Raw genomic sequence first — 19749 nt, forward strand, 5'->3', positions numbered from 1 at the left:
GAATCAATGACTGATAAACATTCAAAAAATAATTCTAATGATAGTAAGTTTTTTGATATTTCATTTGACGAGCCTATTGAAGATAGCCACTCAAATCGTAAAGTTCCGTCTGAAGATACTAATGAATCAAATAACCATCCCTCTTCTAATAAGTGGGATAACTTTTATGATGATTTTCAAGAGGAACAACAAGAACGCTATTCTGATATTCGGAAGGAAAGCTCTTCTAACTCGGACTTTAATAAAGAAAATACATCACCCGATAATAAATTCGATCCGAATAAATCAAGTTTAATGATAAACCGGTCAATTAAACGGGTTCAAAAGTTATTTAGCGAAACAAATGAAGCGCCCTCTTCTACTTATTCAGATATTAAATCAGCGAAAAGCCGAGATTTAAATGAACGAGCCAAAAGAGCCTCTCTTAACACAAGCAACATTCCGTTAAGAGATGATGCAATCAAACGAAATATTGTAAGAGAACGCAGAGAATCAGAACTCAATGATCAGCTTTATTCTGATAAAAGTGCCTATAAGCCAGTCTTTTCATTATCTGATACAGAAGATAATAAAGAGGAGCCGTTGAATAATAACTCAACACACAATGCGGCTTCTGATCTCCCAAGTCCTGATCGATTATTAGCTGAACGAGAACGACGTCGTAAAGAAAGAATCACACAACTTGAAAGTATGAGTTCGGACAAAGAAATTGAAGATTCGTATCAAACAACTAAGTCACCGTCAGCTTCAACAAACGACAATCATGACGATTCTAAGGATACTGATAACAAACCAATTGTTCCAGTAATGCCTATACCTCAAGTGATTGACCCTACTCCACTTGCGGGTGAAGCAAATGTACCTGATTCTGAGTCTCGAATCCGAACAAATGACTTTGATGATGTTGAAAAGCAAGCTAAGATAGATGACGCTGAGCAATTTGAAAGTCAATCAGATGAACACTGGGCTGATTCAATGGATTCAATACATGTGTTCAACCCTAATGATGAAACCGTATCAGCCGCTCCCTTAGGTCAAAGCATTGAAAATCCCGCTGGGACTGCGGCATTAGCCGGAGGGGTTGCTGCAAGTACGGACTTTGATGATGAAACTGATGAAGAGGCAATCGATCCTAAACAACACAAACGTCAAAAGAAAAAAGATAAATACTCATTAAAAAACTTTTCATTAAAAGAAAAAACATTTTTTGGTATTAATGTTACTTTCAATGTTATTAAACGATTAATTATGTATTTAATTATTATCATCGTCTTAACAGGAGCACTCATTGGTGGTACAGGTATCGGATTCTTTGCGAATCTTGTAGCAAATACGCCCCCTCCTAATGAACGAGAGATGGCAGAGCAGATTAATCGTCTAGATCAACAAAGTACATTGTATTATGCTGACGGAAACCCAATTGCCAATGTCCGGACAGATATTGTTCGTTCTGTTGCAAATCTAAACGATATTTCAAATTATATTGTCGATGGTTTTATTGCAACTGAGGATGAATATTTTGCAGAACATCCGGGAATTGTTCCAAAAGCATTGCTTCGTGCTGTTCTCCAAACTTTCTTAACGGGTTCGGGTACAGGTGGTTCAACGCTAACACAGCAATTAGTTAAGCAACAAATGCTAACAAATGATGTCACTTTCTTTAGAAAAGCGAATGAAATTCTTTTAGCTTTAAGATTAGAAAACTATTTTACTAAAGAAGAAATATTAACGGCTTACTTAAATGTGTCTCCTTTTGGTAGAAATAACAACGGAGATAATGTGGCTGGTATTGTAGAAGCAGCCGAGGGTATTTTTGGTGTAGCACCTGAGGATGTTACTTTAAATCAAGCCGCATTCTTAGTCGGTCTTCCTCAAGACCCGTATACTTATACTCCTTACGATCAAAATGGAGAAATCCGTGACGAGGCTTCCCTTCAATTTGGTATCGAACGAATGAATGAAGTTTTATATCGTATGTATCGTGCTGAAAAAATTACTAAAGACGAATATGAAACAGCCATTGCTTATGATATTACTCAAGACTTCTTGCCACCCGAGCCGCGTGAAGAAATTCGTCAATCATACTTATATCAAGCGGTTATGAATGGTGCCATTGAGGAACTTATGTTATTGAACATTCAAGACGATGGATACTCATGGAAGCAAGTCTATAGTGATGACGAATGGTACAATGAATATTACTTTGCGGCTGAAGAACAGTTACGTACTGGGGGTTACCGCGTATATTCTACAATCGATAAAGAAATTTATGACCAACTCCAAGAGTCAGCTAGAGCCTATGAGGATCAGCTTGGTGCGGTTTATGATGGTGTCTACACTGACCCTGAGACTGGTGTGGAAACATACTATGTGGAAGAAGTTCAAACTGGTTTAGTTGCAATTGATAACAATACAGGTGCGGTCCTTGGATTCGTAGCGGGAACTGATTTTGAGAATAACCAAATTGACCACGCTTTCCAAATGCGTCGCTCACCAGGTTCAACCATTAAACCGCTGGCCGTTTACGGACCTGCAGTGGAGAACAATATCATTAACCCTTCTACAGTTATTCCGGATACAGCTTTTGTAGAAACTTATGAAGATGGTTCAACTTGGGCACCAACGAACTATGGTAGTGTTGTGAGTGATACATTAATGACCGCTCGAACTGCCCTATTAAGATCAGATAATATACCTGCGGTTCGTATTTATGACGAATTGCGTTCTCAAGGTATTCCTATCATTGATTATCTTGAGCGCATGGGCTTCAATACTATTGACTCATATACTGAAGAAGATACAAACAACTTAGCCTTTTCTCTAGGTGGTGTGACTACTGGTCCTACTGTTCTAGAAGAAACACGTGCTTTCTCAACGTTTGCTAACGGTGGAGAGTACGTAGACGGTCACTATATTGAACGTATCGAGGATGCTTTTGGTAATGTTGTATTCCAACAAAACGAAACTCCAACACGTGTATTCTCGGAAGATACGAATTATATAATGATTGATATGTTACGAGATACTATGACTGAAGGTACCGGACGTACAGCGAATGAATACATGAATGTGCCAGGTGACTGGATTGCAAAATCAGGTATTAGTGAAAACTCTAAAGATATATGGTTTATTGCTTCCACCCCATCGATTACAATTGGTTCTTGGATTGGTTATGATTCAAGATATGCTGATTATACGATTGATGTGAATGATGGTTTTGACCGTGAAAGTGTTCGTAGTCAAATTTATTGGTCTCGTATTGTAAATGATTTATATGAACTTCGCCCAGAAATTTTCGGTACGGAAGAAACTTTCGTCCAACCTGATTCTGTCCGAGAACAAACTGTTCTAGAACAAACGGGTACACTTCCAGGTAGATTTACTTACAATAGCAATACTTATCAGTTAACTGGACCAACGAAGACAGAGCTATTCAAGGTTTCTAACCCCGCACCTGAGTTAACTTTTGACTTTATGTTAGGAGCTACTGAAGAAGATCTTGCTCGATTCTGGAATAATGTTCGTTCAACTCAAGAGCAACAAAGAAGACAGCAACAGCAACAGCAGCAGCAACAATCATCACAAGAAAGTGTTGAAAGTAATGAAGGCGATGAAAGTAATCAGGATGAATCTACTGAAGATGAAACAACAGAGAATCCAGATGAAAATAATAACCCAAGCAATGAGGAACAACCGGCAGAGTCAACACCGGAAAGTTAATAATCAAGAAAAGACACTGAGTACTACTTTATTAGTAGTTTTCTCAGCGTCTTTTTATTATATTTGAATTATATTACATTCTGTTCTAACGCAATAACGCTCTATTTAAGACATGTTGTTAATTGTTTAACCTTCTATCTATTCAGAAGACAAATAGGCTGTCATAGTCAAATTTCTTTGATTCACCTCATATAACAATCAAACTAATGAAAATAGTCCCACTAAACTGTTAACTAAACAATTTAGTGGGATTTTTTTCATAAACATTTAAATTTAGTCTGTGTGTAATGTTGATCCACGATGTTTGATCTTATATGGTAAGATGACTTGTTTCTCTTCAACTTCTTCATTACTCATAATTTTAGTTAACAGACGCATCGCAACCGCACCAATATCATATAAAGGTTGTTGGATACTTGTTAATTTTGGTCGTACAATTTCGGTAACGATTGAATTATCACTTGTAATCACTTCTAAGTCTTCAGGTACTTTAAAGCCTGCGTCTAAAGCAGCGTTCATTAATGCCGCAGCAAATGTATCTTCTTTAACGATAACACTATCTGCTTTAAGCGTTTGTAGTTCTTCTAACACTTTATCTGCATCTGTATATCTTAGTGCTTGTTGGATAACTAAATCTTCATCAAACTCTACACCTTTTTCTTCATATGCAACTTTAAATCCTTCTAAGCGATGTTGAGACGTTAATAATTCTGGCTCATCAGTCACTAAAACAACGCGACGTCCGTGTTCTAATAATTCTGCTGTGATTTCTTTTGTAGCAACCGTGTGATCAATATTCACACTATAATATTCAGGGTTGTTAACTAAAGTACCAGCAAAAACAACAGGGGTAGAAGTACGTTCGATTTCTTTACGGATAAACTCTGAAACATTTTGTCCCATAAAGATAATTCCATCTACTTGATTCGCAAGTAATGTATTAAATACTTGTACTTCCTTCTCTTGACTCTCATCGGAGTTTGCTAAGATAATGTTATATTTGTACATTGATGCAATATCATCTATTCCTCGAGCTAAAGATGAGAAGAATAAATTTGTTACACTTGGTAAAATAACTCCAACTGTCGTCGTTTTTTTACTTGCTAAACCACGAGCTACAGCATTTGGTCGATAATCTAATCTTTCAATGACTTCTGAAACCTTTTTGCGTGTACTAGGTTTAACATTCGGATTACCATTGACAACACGAGATACCGTTGCCATAGAAACCCCTGCTTCACGAGCGACATCATATATTGTAATTGTTTGTTTTTCCATAGGGCTAACCTTCTTTCAAATAAGTATCTACTTGTTGTAAATTTATCACAATTCATTTTTTATTGCAAGCGTTTTATTTCCAGTGAATTACGATTTAAGCAATGTTTTTATGAAAATGATATAAATATACCCAAGACTATATGTTCCTATATTTTCATGAAAATGTCAATAAAAAATGTGAATAATACATTAAATTAATGTATCACTCACATTAGTAATAAATTATTTATTTACTTGATCTTTCACGTTATCAACAGCGTCTTCAGTTGACGCTTTTACATGTTGTGCTGAGTCACTTACATCGTCTGCTAAGTCTTCAGCTTCAACAGTAATTGTATCTCCTAAGTCTTCTGCATCTTCTTTTAATTTTTGTGCATCTTTACTTAATTCATCTTTGGATTCGTTCATGTCGCTTTTTACACGATTCCATTCTGTTGATGCTTCTTGCCGAATATCGTCAAATTGAGATTTAAATTGATCCGCTGAATCTTTTAGATTTACTTTAATATCTTCAGTTGTTTCATAGGCAGCATCATATAATTCAACACCACGTTCTACTGCATAGTCTGTATATTCCCCAGCACTATCTAAAAACTGGTCAACTTCTACAGCAATATCACGACGTAATTCTTTCCCTGATTTTGGTGCGTATAATAAAGCAGCAATTCCTGCTACTGAAGCGCCAAATAATGCTCCTAAGAAAAATCCTCCATTTTTACTCATTCAAATCATCCTTTCTATTATCATTCTTTTAGTTTTTTATTGTTATTTCTCCAGCTGTCTTTGATGCTGGTTTATTTTTAATATCAAATAATTCTGATTCATATAATTCTTTTTCTAATGAATCTACCGTTGGTACAGGTGGTTTTGGTTTAGTCACCGGACGATTCGACGTTTCTGTTCTGGGTGATGGTGCCGCTTCTCCTGCTGAAGGTCGTTTGCGTGCTACTCCCTTAGCCGAATTTACAAATTTTTCGATAGGTGATTGGCGTTTCTTCCCTACCCCTTTCAATAAATTTGAAGTCATATTTTTAGTTGAATCATTTAAATCAGATACAGATGTACCTAAATCTCCGATAGCAACAAATAATGGATCTGTTTTACTTAATTTACCATTTACGTCGTCAACTAACGTATTCGCTTTGTTCAATAACCCCTCAACTTCGATCGATAGATTATCTACGTCTTTTGTTACGACATCAATAGTAGTATTTAGTTTTGCCACCGTTTCGTTTACATCTTTTAAAATTTGTGATAATCTTGATAAATTTAAACAAATAAATACAACTAATACCACAAATGCAAGCGCTGCAATAATTCCAGCTAATTCTCCTATTGTCATACTTCTAACTCACTCCTTCCCTGTTCTTATAGGATAAATATATCATTTTTAAGGATATTGTACAAATAATTGTATACATATTCTGAGAGTTTTTTTATTTATATTTTTTGAAGTATTAGCCTACTCGTGCAAAAAACTATATAAACCATGCTAATTCTGTTATATTTTAGTAAAGGAGTGTGATAATTTGGCGATCGGACAATTAAACTTAGAAGCAATTCTAAGGAATTTTATGCCAGAAGAAACATCTGAGAATATTATTTATTTTGGAACAATATTATTGCGTTTAATAATCATTACGATTATTTTTTTAGTCGTGAAATACATTATCGAATCATTCTTTAATGCGAACCCTGCAGGTCGTATTAGCATTAGAGGAAAGCAATCACCCCAACGAATTAAGACTATTAATACCTTACTTCGTAACTTTTCAATGTATATTTTATACTTTCTATTTATATATTATTTACTCACAGCTTTAGGTTTTCCTGTTGGAACGTTATTAGCTGGTGCTGGGATTGCTGGGGTTGCGATTGGTCTTGGTGCCCAAGACCTGATCAATGATATGATTAATGGTTTCTTCATTATCTTTGAGAATCACTTTGAAGTGGGAGATTTTGTGCAAATTCCAGCGGAAGAAATTACTGGTACAATTGAGGATGTTGGTATACGTACAACAACCATTCAGGCAGCTAGTGGGGATAAGTTTTATATTCCCAATAGCCTAATTACAACGGTTAACAATAAAAGCCGTAGTACGCGTCAAGTTACGATTGAAATCCCAGTAGCAGACGAAACTGAATTTAAAACTTTTGAAGCAGAAATGGAAGATATAACTCAAATGATTTATGAAAAATACAATGAAGTCATGCGCGATGAACCTACCATTGTTGGTTTCGTTCGTGGAGTTGATCAAACATTCAATTACCGTATTGCTTTTACTGTAGCAACGGGAGAAGATTATATGCATACAAGTATTTTCTATCGTGAATATTTATTTGCTCTACAAGAACAAGATTTCAAAATTCCAAGTTCTGTTTACGACGAAACATAATAAAAAAATGCGATGAGCTTAAAAACTCATCGCATTTTTTTATCTTGGATAGGTGTGTGTTAATTCTTCTAGTAGTTTCATATCCTCATCATAGAACGTCACTTCATATTCATCATTAGTTACATTAACAATCGCATATGTTTTATATGGATGAATCCCTCTTGAATTATTTAAACTACCTGGATTAACTAATAGTAATTCATCATCAATCAATTCACTCTTTAATTGATGCGTGTGACCATGAAACACAAAGTTCGCTCCGCGCTCTTTAGCTAATTCAATGACAGCGCTGTTTGTACGATTAACACTTTGAACGTGTCCATGTACTAAGTACACTTTTCCTTCTGGTGTGTCGATGATTTGTTCCATTGGATAATATTGATTCCCGTCCATATTCCCTTCTACGGCACCATCAATTAATTCCCAAATAGAATCATCTTGTTCGAACTCTGAATCACCTAGATGGAAGATATAATCCACTGTTGGTCTGACTTCTTTAACAATGTCATATACTTTTTTCCAACGTCCGTGATTGTCACTTAAAATCATCATTTTCATAAATATCCAGCTCCTTCATCCATTTATCTATTTTTTTCTTTAATTCTTGCATTGCTTTCGCTCTATGACTTATTTTATTTTTTTCTGTAAGGATCATCTCTCCAAATGTCTTTTCTTTCTCAGGATAATAAAATAATGGGTCATAGCCGAATCCATCGTCGCCACTTAATTCTTTGAGAATATAACCTTGAGCTTTTCCTTCAACCACTAGACTTTCATTATTTGGATAAGCTAATACTAATACCGATTGAAAGTATGCCTGGCGGTCTTTCCCTTCAAAACTTGCCATCTCGGTTAATAATTTCTGATTATTTCGTTGATCATCTTTCGGTTCGCCGCTGTATCTTGCACTATATACCCCCGGTTCGCCGTTTAATGATGGAACAACTAAGCCTGAGTCATCGGCTAAAGCAATGACCTGTAATTCATTGGCAATTGTTTCAGCTTTCAAACGCGCATTTTCTTCAAATGTTGTTCCAGTTTCTTCAACTTCTTCAACGTCAGGGTAATCTAATAATGATTTTACTTCGATATCAGTGTTTTTGAACATCTCTTTAAATTCTTTTATTTTCCCTTGATTATGACTAGCTATCATAACAATCAACGATAATCTCTCCTTTTATATCACATTCTTGAACTTTGAGTTCGGGTTGCTTTAACCATTGACGGACGAATGTTTCAAATTCCGAAGCATTGCCTGTCGTATAAATTGCTTGCGTTGCTGGTGTGAGTGCTGCTTCTTCTGCGGTACGACTTAAACTAAAGTAGTCGAGTAAGGTACTCACTTCATTAATCGTTTCAACCCCAGAATCAATCAAAGTAACCTCTGGTCCCATGACCTTTTGAATCTTGTCAATCAGTAAGGGATAATGTGTACATCCTAGAACAAGGCTATCTACTTTCGCCTCTATTAAGGGTTCTAATCGATGATTTATAATATCAAGAGCTTCGTCCGTTTCAATATTTTGAGACTCAACGAGTTCAACAAATTCAGGACAAGCGATACTCGTAATATTGAGTGTGTCAGCTTTTTCAAGCATCACCTCTTCATACATATTACTATTAATTGTTCCTTGGGTTCCGATGACACCGACGTGTCCGCCGGTCGTATTCTTAATAGCTGTACGACAACCAGAATGAATCACACCAACAACTGGAATAGCTAATGTTGCTCGAATCTCTTCTAACGCAGCTGCTGTCCCTGTATTACAAGCAATGACAAGCATTTTGATGCCCTTTTCGCGTAAGTAATTCGTCATCTGCCATATATATCGTTTAACTTCTTGTAATGATCTCGGCCCATAAGGTGCACGTGCACTGTCACCTAGATAGATGATTGATTCATTAGGTAGTTGTTTTAAACTCTGCTTTACAACCGTTAAACCACCAAACCCTGAATCAATAAAGCCAATGGGTAATTCTTTCATACTTTCATCTCTTTTCTAATAGTACCGTATTAATAATATCACATCGATATTAAGTGGAGTGAATAAATCGCTCCGAAAGTAAACAAATAATTATTAACTTATAGTATAACGCTGATTACAAAATAATGCTAAAAAATGTGCCTAAAATTTTACAAAAAAACAACCCGTGTGACTGGATTGTTTCTTTAAACACATTCTATTTACTTGCTCTTTCACTTTTCCATAAGGCAAATGAACGCTTGAAGGCATTCACCATCCCTTTATCACTATAGATTAGAACATTGCTCTTATAGAACAGAAGTGAGAACCAAAGTACAAAGGCCATAAATAAGACGGAAACCACAATTGAAATGGCGATTTCAGTTGAACTTACAGTTTCTGCAGCGACTCTAAACGGCATGATAAATGGTGTAAATAATGGGATTTGCGATGTAATTCGAACTAAGGAATTATTCGTTGAATTCAGTGCAAACATCCCAACATAGAAACCACCTAGAGCTAAGAATATAATCGGTGTAATCATCTTATTAACATCTTCAGTCTTAGATACTAATGAACCTAAGAATCCGGCAAGAACAGTATAAATTAATATACCGCTGATGGCATAGACGATACCTAAGATAACAACATTACTACTACCTTGTAACAGTTCACCAATATTTAACCCCTCAAAAGAATCCAGTAGATTCAATTGACGTAAAACAAAAGAAATTAAGAAATACAAACCAATATAAATAACGACTTGAGTCAGTATCACTAATAATATCCCTATCAATTTCCCTAGGAAGTGAGCGGTAGGTGATACACTGGAAAGTATAATTTCCATAATTCTCGACCCTTTTTCAACCGCGATTTCTTGAGAAATAATACTCACATAATTCATAATAAATATGAATACAATAATTGAAACAGCATAAGCAATCCCAATCCTTACAAACATCACAGGATCTTGAGCAGATTGTTCAACGACTTCACCGGCCTCATTCCTACTCACGTTAATACTATTAATCGATACGGCTGTATCTTGAATTTGAGTTAATTGTTCACCGGTCAAGCCCATTTCTTCCGCTGAATTGACGAAATTATATTGACTTAAGGCTTCTTCAAAAGGTGCTAATGAAATATCTTTGCTTGTAGTTTTGCGGTAATACATTGGATTAGAAACATCATCTCCAAATATTAAATAACCGTCTATGTCATCGGTCTGTAAAGCTTCATCTGCTTGACTACGATCAAAATCATATTGTATTTGATTTCCAGTATTAACTTCTTCAATAATCTCTTGGACTTCAGCATTCGCATCAATCACCGCAATATTACCCACAGATGAATCTAACTGACTGCTGCCGACGAAATAACCAATAGCTAACACAACACCTACCATTATAATTGGTGAGACAATCATCCAAAAAAATGACCAAGATAGGACATTTTTTCGATAGACTTCTTTAATTATAACTCCTAATCTATTCATGAATGGCTTCACCTGCTTTCATCTTAAATATTTCCTCTAATGTCGGTGGCTGTTGACTAAACTTCGGTAAGTATTCACCTTTAGAAATTGTTTTAAATAAAGGTTCACCATAAGATGCATCCTCGAGTTTCAATGTATATTGATTTTTTCTCGTTTCCTTCACATCGATGACCCCTTCTAATTCTTTGAGTTCTTCAAGTGTCCAATCAGGTGTTTCTATATAGATAAATGTTCTTCCAAAGCTTTCTCTCACTTCATTAATTTCACCATACAATAATTGTTTTCCGTGATGAATCATGACTAATTTATCACAAATCTCTTCGACATTATTCATATTATGACTTGAGAAGATGATTGCACTACCCTTTTCTTTCAAGTCTAAAATGCCTTGTTCTAATAACTCAGCATTCACCGGATCGAGTCCACTAAAGGGCTCATCTAAGATAACTAATTTAGGCTCATGAATTAACGTCGCAATGAGCTGGACCTTTTGCTGATTCCCTTTAGATAAAGTTTTAATCTTATCTGTTCGTGTTCCTTTAACGTCAAACTTTTTCATCCATTCATCGATTTTATTATCGATATCATCTCTTTGCATTCCACGCAATTGGGCGAAATAGGTGATTTGTTGTTCGATGGTCATTGTTTCATATAATCCACGTTCTTCTGGTAAATAACCGATATTATCATACAAATTATTGCCCAATTTTTCGCCGTTCCAGTTAACCTTACCGTCTTCTTCTGGAGTTAAAAAATCTAAAATCATTCGAAAGATTGTCGTTTTACCAGATCCATTTTGGCCAATCATTCCTAGAATTATTCCATCCTCAATCTCAAATGATACGCCATCGACTGCTCGTAAATCGCCAAAGCTTTTCACTAAATTGCTTACTGTTAACATAATAACCTCCTTTAATGGTTTAAGTATATCGAACTCATATTCATATTCCAAATTATATTCCTTATCATAATTAAGTAAAAAGACCCACATATTTTCAAATATGTAGGTCCTGTGTTTAATTTATAATAATGTTTACCATTCAATTTCTCTGACTTCTCCAGACTCTGTAGCTGTAAAGTCAACTTCTGTTCCTGCTTCTAAAAACGGTAAGTAATCATTTAATGAGATATCAGCTTTATAAACTGTTCCATCAAATGTAAAGTAATAAACCGTATTTCCTTCGACAACAACCGCTTGAACAGCATCCACTTCTCCTGTAAATTCATTCAAGTCATCTTCAGTTTCGATTTCTTCAATGTCTAATGGATTATCAACTGCGTAAGCTTGCATTAATTGAGACACACTTGATTCGACATAAACACTTTGATAGTTTTGAACATCAACTAAAGCATATTCTTTAATTAAGCCGGAATTATCTTTCAATGTAAGGATATACATCGGATTTCCATTAATGTTTATAAGTAATGGGAATGTCGCTGTGTAGCTTGTTTCTTGAACACTACCTTCCGCTGAACGCATTGCTGAGAATTCTTCAGCTGCACTTAGAGGATACATTTGGGCTTCTTTTGTTCTTAAGTTTACTAACACGAAACCAATATTCGACTCATCCGCCGCTACGGATGTAATACCTGTATACAGATATAAATCATCTCCGATTGGTAAATATGTATATCCCGCTGTTGGTTCTGTCACTCCTTCTTGAGCAAATAGTGAGTTAAAGAATCCGTTACGGTAGTGACCTTGCATCGTCAATTGATGCATAATTAAATCTGCACCATACACTCGATCGACCCAACTTGGTATTTCTTCTAAAGAATACGTATTTGTTTCACCAGTCGTCGCATTCAACACAATGACACCATTTACTTCTGGCTCTCTTATAAAGAAATTACGCGTATATGTTGAAGCGATATAAAAAGGATTTCCCTCATCATCAATTTCAAACGTTGGTGCTTCAAATAATGCAAATGGATTTGAAAAACGTAATTTACGCATGACGTCTCGGTTTAAAATTTCTGAGTGACTATAGCGAATAGGTTCAGGTGGTGTTTGTAATTGAACCTCACCCGTGACATTATCAACTTGGATATAATGTGGAATCCCTGTTTGAAAATTATTTAACCAACGGAAGAAACCAGCATATTCTAGTGGTGATACACGGTAAGGAGCGGAATCAATTGTAATTTGTGTATAATCTTCAGCTACTTCAAATTGAGAAACAAGTTCTGTTATATTACCTAATTGTCTATTCCCCAATCGTTCAGCCGTATCACGGTCAACTAAAGGAATTTGATTGATATTTGTCTCAGGAAAATCTTCTTCGAAAGAAGCTTGATCCACTGTAATCATATTTGAATACCCATCCGAAAAGAATACAGGTGATAAGACTAAGTAAGTAACCACACCAATAACTAATAAGATTGGCCATGGGTACACTAATAATTTATATTTCAGAGAGAATTTTGGCATACTAAAGCCAGTTTCACCGTTTTTAAGTTTAGAAAATGTTTTTACACTATCTGCTAACAATTCAATAATTAAAACACCAGCTGCAATAAGGAATAAGAAAATCCAAAAATCAAGTGAAGCATAATGTAATGGCGGAAGCATAATATAGTAGTAAAGAGCTATTAAAATCACTAGTATAATATATAAATAACGTACTTTCCCTCCACTTAATTTATTTTTGGACATCCTGTTTTGGAAAGAATCTTTCCACTTCCTGTTGTTAAATGTATCAGTTACATCTTTCATTAAAAAATTCCTTTCTATATTTTATTGTGGGAAGAATTCCTTTAAAGTTGGCTCGAAATAAATTCCCCATTTGATATCTCGATTCAAGGCTAACGTATTGTCTAATGATTGCTCAATAATGCTTCCTGTCTTCACTAGAGACTCTTCAATGGAAAGCCCTCTACTATACCAAACCGTTGTCGAACTCACGACAATATCTCCGGTACCAAAGAAATGTTGCGGATAATATCTATGCATCAGTAACTTTTGGTAATCATTGTGTCCTCTAACATAAAAGCCTATTTGATCTGGCATTTTATCAGGTAAACGAACGCCAGTAATAGCCACATGCTTCGCACCATACTCAATTAATTTAAGACTCACTTTATCTAACTCTTCAACCGTCATCGATTCTGAGTAAGGCGTATTCGTAATAAAGCACGCTTCTGTAATATTTGGAAAGACAATATCCGCTTCTTTCATTAAAGCTGAGAATTTTTCGGCGATTTGGTGGTCAAAACCGGGATAATATTTCCCATGATCAGCCATAATCGGATCCATTAACAAGATTAGTTCTGGATTCAACCGTTTCTCCTCACGATAATATTGGGTAAATAATTCAATTTGCTCTGTCGTTGAAAAATACCCAGTCATCATGACATCAAAATGGATGTCATTTGCCTTCCAAACTTCAACCGTTCGTTTGAAATCTTCATTCATTTCATGACGAATAATATTAGCATAACTTTCCCCTGTTTGGGTTGATACAAACATTGTAGGAAGAATGGATACTTCCAATCCACCAGCGGATAATATTGGAATGTTTATATTTGCAGCTACTTTACCTGCTCCTGGAATATCATTTACGACTAAAACTCTTTTTGACATCTTTTCATCCACCTCTCACATCAATTATAGTCTAGTTTTCCTTATATAACTAGAGGGAATTCAAGTCCCTTTTGACTTATAGAAATACTATCAGTATATCTCATTTTTCTCAAAAATCAAAAAAAGCATTCACCTTAAAAGTAAGATGAATGCTAAAATCTAATCTATCTATTTATATGTACTGATTTAAAATCTCAGTCAAACGGGCTTTGTCGTGGTATCCTACTAATTTTTCAACAACTTCGCCATCTTTTTTGATTAAAAGTGTTGGAATTGACATAATTCCAAATGATTGAGCTGTCTTAGGTTCGTCGTCTACGTTCATTTTGTAAAATTCAACGTCGTCCATTTCTTCAGCTAATTCATCCACGATAGGTGATTGCATACGACATGGACCACACCAAGGTGCCCAAAAGTCCGTTAAGGTAATCCCTTCATCTGTTTTTGCATTAAATTGATCATCAGATATTGCTTGTGTCATGTTTACATTCCTCCCTTTTCATAAAACTATTATAACATCTCATAGTATTGAAGACTATCTAATTGTTCAAATACTTATTATAATGATTAAACTTATTATTTAAAATAAACAATCGTTGACCCATCGCCACCTGCGTTTGGTGGTGAGTATTCAAAGCGATCGACTTGCGGATGCTCTTTAAGTGCTTTTTGAACACCGTTTCTTAAAGCACCTGTCCCTTTACCATGAATAATTGTTACCATTGGATGATTTGATAATAAGGCAGAGTCCAAATACTCTTCTAATTTGGATAAGCCCGCATCATAACGTTGGCCACGTAAGTCGAGTGTCGTTTTAACTTTTGATCCAACATTTCTTTGGACGTTTACTTTCGTTGGTTTTTCAACTTTCTTAAGTGGTTCTAAATCTTTCTCGGCAATTTTCATCTTTAATATTCCCATTTGAACAACGTATTCATCTTTTCCAGATTGTTCAACAATAGAGCCTCTTTGGCCATATGAAAGAACTTCTACGTCATCACCAGGTTTAAGTTTCTTCTTCTCTTTCGCACGTTTAAGCACTTTATTCTTCTTAAGTTCTTCTGGCAATTTCAAGTCATCAAAGGATGATCGCTTATCAATAAGTACATGTTCTTTAATCGTATTACTTTGTCCTTGTTCGAGTTGTAATTCTCTTATTTCACTTAATAGTTTTTCTGCTTCATCCTGTTTCTCGCGCACGAGTTCATTAGCATCTCGCTTCGCCTTTTCAACGATCTTACTCTTTTGCTCTAACCAGCGATTGTATTCGTGTCGTAAATCTTTATGTAATTGTTCTGCATCATCCAGGAACTTCTCTGCTTTCATATGATCTTGTTCAGCTGAACGGCGTTCAAATTCAAGATTAGCCACCATCTCGTTAATGGATTGATCATCTCTAGATACACCTTCTTGAGCAGTTTGAAGAATCGTATCTGGCAGTCCCAAACGTTTAGAAATTTCGAGTGCGTTAGATCTACCCGGGACACCTATTAATAAGCGATATGTCGGTGATAATGTGTCCGAATTAAATTCCATACTCGCGTTAATTGTGTCCTTAGCATCATTGGCATATAATTTCAATTCAGGATAGTGAGTCGTTGCCATAATGGTTGTACCCATTTTTCTAAAATGTTCAAGAATCGCCATCGCTAATGCAGCACCTTCTTGCGGATCCGTCCCTGAACCTAACTCATCAAATAAAACTAAAGATTCATGCGTCGCATCGTTAATAATTCTCACATTGTTTGTCATATGACTCGAGAACGTACTTAAACTTTGTTCAATCGATTGCTCGTCACCGATATCGGCATAAACATTATCAAACACACCTATTTGACTGCCAGCTTCAGCTGGAATATGTAAGCCTGATTGTCCCATCAAATGCAATAGGCCTAACGTCTTAAGCAAGATAGTCTTACCACCCGTATTCGGTCCGGTAATAATTAAAGCCTTATATTCTTCTCCAAGTAAAATATCGTTCGCAACGATATCTTCGGATGCAATGAGCGGGTGTCTCGCTTGCCATAAGGCAACGATTAAATCTTTTGATAAGATTGGCTTAGTCGCGTCAATTTCACGGCTATACCCTGCTCTAGCTTGAATAAAGTCTAATTGAGCTAACATCTCTTGATTTGTTCGAATTTCATTTGTATATGGCATTAAGCTCTGTGATATTTCATCCAGAATCCGTTCGATTTCTTTTCGCTCAGCAACTTTTAATTCCGCTAAACGGTTATTTAAATTTACCACGCTTTGTGGTTCCATATATAAAGTCTGCCCAGAGCTACTCTGATCGTGGACTGTTCCGCCCATTTGATTACGATATTCTGCTTTCACCGGAACAACATAGCGCCCGTTACGAATTGTAATTAAAGTATCCGTTAATTGATTCGCACGACTCTTTAAAATTTGATTCAATTGATTTCGCACTTGTTGTTCTGTATTGGATTGATTTCTTCTTATAGATGCTAATTGACTCGATGCCGAAGATAAGACACTTCCATCTTCATCAATGGCATTATGAATTAGCTTCTCAACTTCTGGCAGATGAATACAACGATCTACCCAGGCTTGTAATGCCGGGAAATATTTCTCATCATCAGCTAAAATTTCAAAGAATTGAATGACTTGCTTCGTTGACGTTAACAACTTACCAACTTCTGCGAGTTCTCTACCATTGAGACTGGCACCTAATTCTAATCTCTTTAAAGGTTGATCCAATGATCGTAACCGGGGTACCGGAATAAGACGATCCTGCAACAATAGATTCAGTGACTGCTCAGTTTCATCTTGCCACTTTTGAATCGTTTCGTAATTATTCGATGGTTTCATATTAGCTATCTTACTCTGAGCAAGTTCTGTTTGAGTATATTGTTTGATACGTTGACGTACTTTGTCGAATTCTAATGTGTCAAAAATCTTCTCATTACTCACAGAAAACATCATTCCTTTCTATCTCTTACTATCAACTATATATTATAACAAAAAAAGTGTCCCTATGCCATTCATAGGAACACCGCTATTTCTTAAGAAAATGGATTGAAATTGAACCAAGTTTCTGCAGCAAAGTTTGAGAAAAATGGCGTATTCGACACTATTTGATAAGCTATCGGATTATCAACAAACTGTTGTTGTATAAATTCAATCGGAATCAGTGATAGAACGAATAAAAAGAAAAAGACAATAACATAGGTAATTAAAACGTTCACTACGCCACCACCAATAGCATTTAAATGGTTGAGTAAATCATAATACATGACACGAGTGAATAATAAAGATAAAAAGTTAGTAATAACCCAACCAATTAAACCGATGAGGATAAAAGTTATCACTCGATAGAAAGCTTCATCAATAAAAAAGCTCGTTGCTTCATCATAGAAAGCTAAATCTGTATCCGGTTGAACTGAGGGAAATGGTATGAGCATTTCGACAATCTCAGATAATGGTTGAAAATAACGTGTCGCAAGTACAAAGGTAATAATATACCCAACTAAACGAATCAGTTGTAATACTAAACCTCGACGATAGCCTGTATAGAAACTAATAAGTAAGGCAATAAGAATAATAATTGTTAACATAGCATCTCTCCTATCTGACTAATCACTCACGCTCATATGGTACTTGATGCGAATTACTTTGATCTCTTCTCGAATAATTCGGACGTGTTGATTGCTTAGATTCTATTTGTGTCTTTAATTGTTCAATCTCTTCCTCTAGCTCAAGAATTTGTTGTTCTTTCATAAGCTGATCCGATATAGCATTTACCGACATTAAGATACTTCGATCTTCATTATTTAACTCCGGTGTCATTTCAGTTAATTGTTGTAGTTGATTATTTACAATATCAACCACTGAATTTAAATGTAGAGCCGATTTTTGACCCACAATCGTGTATTCTTTTCCTGCAATTTTTGCTTTAAATCGTAAATTCCGTTCCATCATTACTCATCCTTTTCAACTGCTTATCTTATTTTACCAAATTTTTGTTATAAATTCATTTTTATCTTAAATAGTCTTACATTACTCAAATCTATTTCACAATTTGCCTAATGTTCATTATAATATATCACAGAACAATCGAAAAGGATGAAGTGAATGGCCTCAGAAAGTATAAAAGTAAATAAAGCAACCTTTAACAAAATGCACGAACATTACAAGAATAATTTAGTTGATCCAGTTCCTTACAGTGAATTTCGTGCCAAAGTAGGATCGACAACGATTACTGGTTATACAAGTGGAAAAGTACTCTTTCAAGGAAATGATAGCCACGTTGAGTTAGCTAAATGGCAAAATAATCATTCAGCAACATCCTCAACGAGCTCAAAAACCAAAAGCAATACAAGTCCATCAGCTTCAGGTCTTCCAGAAGGCTTTGCTAATTGGCCAATAATCGGGAGTGATGAAGTTGGTAATGGTAGCTACTTTGGCTCTTTGACTGTCTGTAGTGTTTATTTATCACCAAGTCAATTTGATTTGGTTAAATTATTAGGCGTAAAAGATTCAAAACTCCTGAATGATAAGGAAATTGTAAAAATTGCAGAAGAGCTAAAAATGTCCGTACCCTATCACCTAACAGTCTGTACGCCTGAAAAATATAATCAAGGTATTGAAAAAGGGTATAATGCAGTGAGTATTAAAGTGTCGTTACATAATTTCACTATCGGAAAATTATTAAATAAATTGAATCCAGAGCAAAAAGAGGAGATGCGTGGTGTATTAATTGATCAATTTACGCCCGCAAATAACTACTTTAAGTACTTACAAAAAGAACAACATCCAATTAAAGATGATGTCTACTTTGTCAAAAAAGGAGAAAGTCATCATTTAGCAGTCGCAAGTGCGTCAATTATAGCCAGAGCTGCTTTCTTAGAATCCCTTGAAACACTCGGAAAACCATTTAATAAAGTATTGCCGTCTGGTGCAGGCAAAGCCAGTGATGTACTTGCTGCTCAACTCATTAAAAAACATGGTAAAAGTGTCTTAGATAAAACAGCTAAATTGCATTTTAAAAATACAAGTAAAGCTCTTGAGCTAGCCAAAAAAATCAAATAAAATAACGAGGAGCTGGGAAAAACTCAGTCTCAGTATAAAAAACCACCCATTTATTGTGAAAAATAAAGGTTCATGAATTTTTGATGTTGGTGGACCGAGGAGCCAGGTGACGCAGTCACCTTGGCTCTTTTTTTATTCCTATGTTTAAGTGTCTCTCTATGCAACGATAGTTTGTGTTGTGTTCTCATCTTTAAAGAAGAGCGGTCGTCTCTTTTTGGTCTGTCTAACCAGTAAGTTCTGAGTAATCAAAATACGAAAACG

17 protein-coding genes are annotated in these 19749 nt (G+C 35.6%); 3 read left to right on the plus strand and 14 right to left on the minus strand.

Going from position 1 to position 19749, the window contains the following annotated elements; genetic code table 11:
- The first annotated feature begins 6 nt into the window (after positions 1 to 6).
- Positions 7 to 3720 carry a transglycosylase domain-containing protein gene (locus tag ACEN33_RS00360; protein ID WP_407089914.1) on the plus strand — a complete coding sequence of 1238 codons (3714 nt, stop codon included), beginning with the start codon at positions 7 to 9 and terminating at the stop codon, positions 3718 to 3720.
- 273 nt (positions 3721 to 3993) lie between these two features.
- On the opposite strand, the gene ccpA is transcribed toward ACEN33_RS00360, so the two are convergent.
- The 3 genes from ccpA to ACEN33_RS00375 all read right to left on the minus strand — a co-directional run bounded on the left by ccpA (position 3994) and on the right by ACEN33_RS00375 (position 6340).
- Positions 3994 to 4998, minus strand: coding sequence for a catabolite control protein A (gene ccpA, locus ACEN33_RS00365; protein WP_407089913.1), 1005 nt, complete (start codon positions 4996 to 4998; stop codon positions 3994 to 3996).
- Positions 4999 to 5220: 222 nt separating this feature from the next.
- Entirely contained in the window at positions 5221 to 5721 is a 501-nt protein-coding gene (locus ACEN33_RS00370; RefSeq protein WP_407090733.1) for a YtxH domain-containing protein, read from the minus strand.
- A gap of 28 nt (positions 5722 to 5749) precedes the next feature.
- Positions 5750 to 6340, minus strand: a complete 591-nt coding sequence (locus tag ACEN33_RS00375; protein ID WP_407094154.1) for a DUF948 domain-containing protein — start codon at positions 6338 to 6340, stop codon at positions 5750 to 5752.
- A gap of 187 nt (positions 6341 to 6527) precedes the next feature.
- On the opposite strand from ACEN33_RS00375, the gene ACEN33_RS00380 reads away from it, so the two are divergent.
- The gene (locus ACEN33_RS00380; RefSeq protein ID WP_407090735.1) at positions 6528 to 7394 is read left to right on the plus strand and encodes a mechanosensitive ion channel family protein; all 867 of its coding nucleotides are present in this window, start codon (positions 6528 to 6530) and stop codon (positions 7392 to 7394) included.
- A 39-nt stretch (positions 7395 to 7433) separates the two neighbouring features.
- On the opposite strand, the gene ACEN33_RS00385 is transcribed toward ACEN33_RS00380, so the two are convergent.
- The 11 genes from ACEN33_RS00385 to zapA all read right to left on the minus strand — a co-directional run bounded on the left by ACEN33_RS00385 (position 7434) and on the right by zapA (position 18375).
- Positions 7434 to 7952, minus strand: coding sequence for a YfcE family phosphodiesterase (locus ACEN33_RS00385; RefSeq protein ID WP_407090736.1), 519 nt, complete (start codon positions 7950 to 7952; stop codon positions 7434 to 7436).
- Positions 7930 to 8547, minus strand: coding sequence for an XTP/dITP diphosphatase (locus ACEN33_RS00390; RefSeq protein WP_407090741.1), 618 nt, complete (start codon positions 8545 to 8547; stop codon positions 7930 to 7932). The genes ACEN33_RS00385 and ACEN33_RS00390 overlap by 23 nt, the downstream gene beginning before the upstream one ends.
- Positions 8537 to 9379, minus strand: coding sequence for a glutamate racemase (racE, locus tag ACEN33_RS00395; RefSeq protein ID WP_407090737.1), 843 nt, complete (start codon positions 9377 to 9379; stop codon positions 8537 to 8539). Before racE ends, ACEN33_RS00390 begins: the two co-directional genes overlap by 11 nt.
- Positions 9380 to 9575: 196 nt before the next feature.
- Positions 9576 to 10853 (minus strand): ABC transporter permease, encoded by a 1278-nt coding sequence (locus ACEN33_RS00400; protein WP_407090738.1) that lies wholly within the window; start codon positions 10851 to 10853, stop codon positions 9576 to 9578.
- On the minus strand, positions 10846 to 11754 hold the full coding sequence (locus ACEN33_RS00405; protein WP_138403963.1) for an ABC transporter ATP-binding protein: 909 nt from the start codon (positions 11752 to 11754) through the stop codon (positions 10846 to 10848). Before ACEN33_RS00405 ends, ACEN33_RS00400 begins: the two co-directional genes overlap by 8 nt.
- Before the next feature lie 132 nt (positions 11755 to 11886).
- On the minus strand, positions 11887 to 13569 hold the full coding sequence (locus ACEN33_RS00410; protein WP_407094155.1) for a hypothetical protein: 1683 nt from the start codon (positions 13567 to 13569) through the stop codon (positions 11887 to 11889).
- A 21-nt stretch (positions 13570 to 13590) separates the two neighbouring features.
- The gene (locus ACEN33_RS00415) at positions 13591 to 14436 is read right to left on the minus strand and encodes a pyridoxamine kinase (RefSeq protein ID WP_407090740.1); all 846 of its coding nucleotides are present in this window, start codon (positions 14434 to 14436) and stop codon (positions 13591 to 13593) included.
- Positions 14437 to 14608: 172 nt separating this feature from the next.
- Positions 14609 to 14917: a thioredoxin gene (gene trxA, locus ACEN33_RS00420; RefSeq protein ID WP_138403965.1), complete on the minus strand. Its 309-nt coding sequence runs from the start codon at positions 14915 to 14917 to the stop codon at positions 14609 to 14611.
- A 95-nt stretch (positions 14918 to 15012) separates the two neighbouring features.
- The gene (locus ACEN33_RS00425; RefSeq protein ID WP_138403974.1) at positions 15013 to 17379 is read right to left on the minus strand and encodes an endonuclease MutS2; all 2367 of its coding nucleotides are present in this window, start codon (positions 17377 to 17379) and stop codon (positions 15013 to 15015) included.
- An 83-nt stretch (positions 17380 to 17462) separates the two neighbouring features.
- Positions 17463 to 18014, minus strand: a complete 552-nt coding sequence (locus ACEN33_RS00430; RefSeq protein WP_138403966.1) for a CvpA family protein — start codon at positions 18012 to 18014, stop codon at positions 17463 to 17465.
- 22 nt (positions 18015 to 18036) lie between these two features.
- Positions 18037 to 18375, minus strand: coding sequence for a cell division protein ZapA (zapA, locus tag ACEN33_RS00435; RefSeq protein ID WP_171031264.1), 339 nt, complete (start codon positions 18373 to 18375; stop codon positions 18037 to 18039).
- Between the two features lie 156 nt (positions 18376 to 18531).
- On the opposite strand from zapA, the gene rnhC reads away from it, so the two are divergent.
- Complete coding sequence (gene rnhC, locus ACEN33_RS00440; RefSeq protein ID WP_138403968.1) at positions 18532 to 19488, plus strand: ribonuclease HIII; 957 nt, start codon at positions 18532 to 18534, stop codon at positions 19486 to 19488.
- The last annotated feature ends 261 nt before the right edge of the window (positions 19489 to 19749 follow it).

Origin of the sequence: Ruoffia sp. FAM 24228 (assembly GCF_045528575.1) — a bacterium.
Lineage (GTDB): Bacteria > Bacillota > Bacilli > Lactobacillales > Aerococcaceae > Ruoffia > Ruoffia halotolerans.

What these genes read in the sequence shown, in the direction of transcription:
- ACEN33_RS00360 (WP_407089914.1), top strand. Translation starts at nt 7, where the DNA reads ATGACTGATAAACATTCAAAAAATAATTCTAATGATAGTAAGTTTTTT.
- ACEN33_RS00405 (WP_138403963.1), bottom strand. Translation starts at nt 11,754, where the DNA reads ATGTTAACAGTAAGCAATTTAGTGAAAAGCTTTGGCGATTTACGAGCA.
- ACEN33_RS00415 (WP_407090740.1), bottom strand. Translation starts at nt 14,436, where the DNA reads ATGTCAAAAAGAGTTTTAGTCGTAAATGATATTCCAGGAGCAGGTAAA.
- ACEN33_RS00375 (WP_407094154.1), bottom strand. Translation starts at nt 6,340, where the DNA reads ATGACAATAGGAGAATTAGCTGGAATTATTGCAGCGCTTGCATTTGTG.
- ACEN33_RS00370 (WP_407090733.1), bottom strand. Translation starts at nt 5,721, where the DNA reads ATGAGTAAAAATGGAGGATTTTTCTTAGGAGCATTATTTGGCGCTTCA.
- ACEN33_RS00430 (WP_138403966.1), bottom strand. Translation starts at nt 18,014, where the DNA reads ATGTTAACAATTATTATTCTTATTGCCTTACTTATTAGTTTCTATACA.
- ACEN33_RS00385 (WP_407090736.1), bottom strand. Translation starts at nt 7,952, where the DNA reads ATGAAAATGATGATTTTAAGTGACAATCACGGACGTTGGAAAAAAGTA.
- ACEN33_RS00410 (WP_407094155.1), bottom strand. Translation starts at nt 13,569, where the DNA reads ATGAAAGATGTAACTGATACATTTAACAACAGGAAGTGGAAAGATTCT.
- ACEN33_RS00390 (WP_407090741.1), bottom strand. Translation starts at nt 8,547, where the DNA reads ATGATAGCTAGTCATAATCAAGGGAAAATAAAAGAATTTAAAGAGATG.
- ccpA (WP_407089913.1), bottom strand. Translation starts at nt 4,998, where the DNA reads ATGGAAAAACAAACAATTACAATATATGATGTCGCTCGTGAAGCAGGG.
- ACEN33_RS00400 (WP_407090738.1), bottom strand. Translation starts at nt 10,853, where the DNA reads ATGAATAGATTAGGAGTTATAATTAAAGAAGTCTATCGAAAAAATGTC.
- trxA (WP_138403965.1), bottom strand. Translation starts at nt 14,917, where the DNA reads ATGACACAAGCAATATCTGATGATCAATTTAATGCAAAAACAGATGAA.
- zapA (WP_171031264.1), bottom strand. Translation starts at nt 18,375, where the DNA reads ATGGAACGGAATTTACGATTTAAAGCAAAAATTGCAGGAAAAGAATAC.
- rnhC (WP_138403968.1), top strand. Translation starts at nt 18,532, where the DNA reads ATGGCCTCAGAAAGTATAAAAGTAAATAAAGCAACCTTTAACAAAATG.
- ACEN33_RS00425 (WP_138403974.1), bottom strand. Translation starts at nt 17,379, where the DNA reads ATGTTTTCTGTGAGTAATGAGAAGATTTTTGACACATTAGAATTCGAC.
- racE (WP_407090737.1), bottom strand. Translation starts at nt 9,379, where the DNA reads ATGAAAGAATTACCCATTGGCTTTATTGATTCAGGGTTTGGTGGTTTA.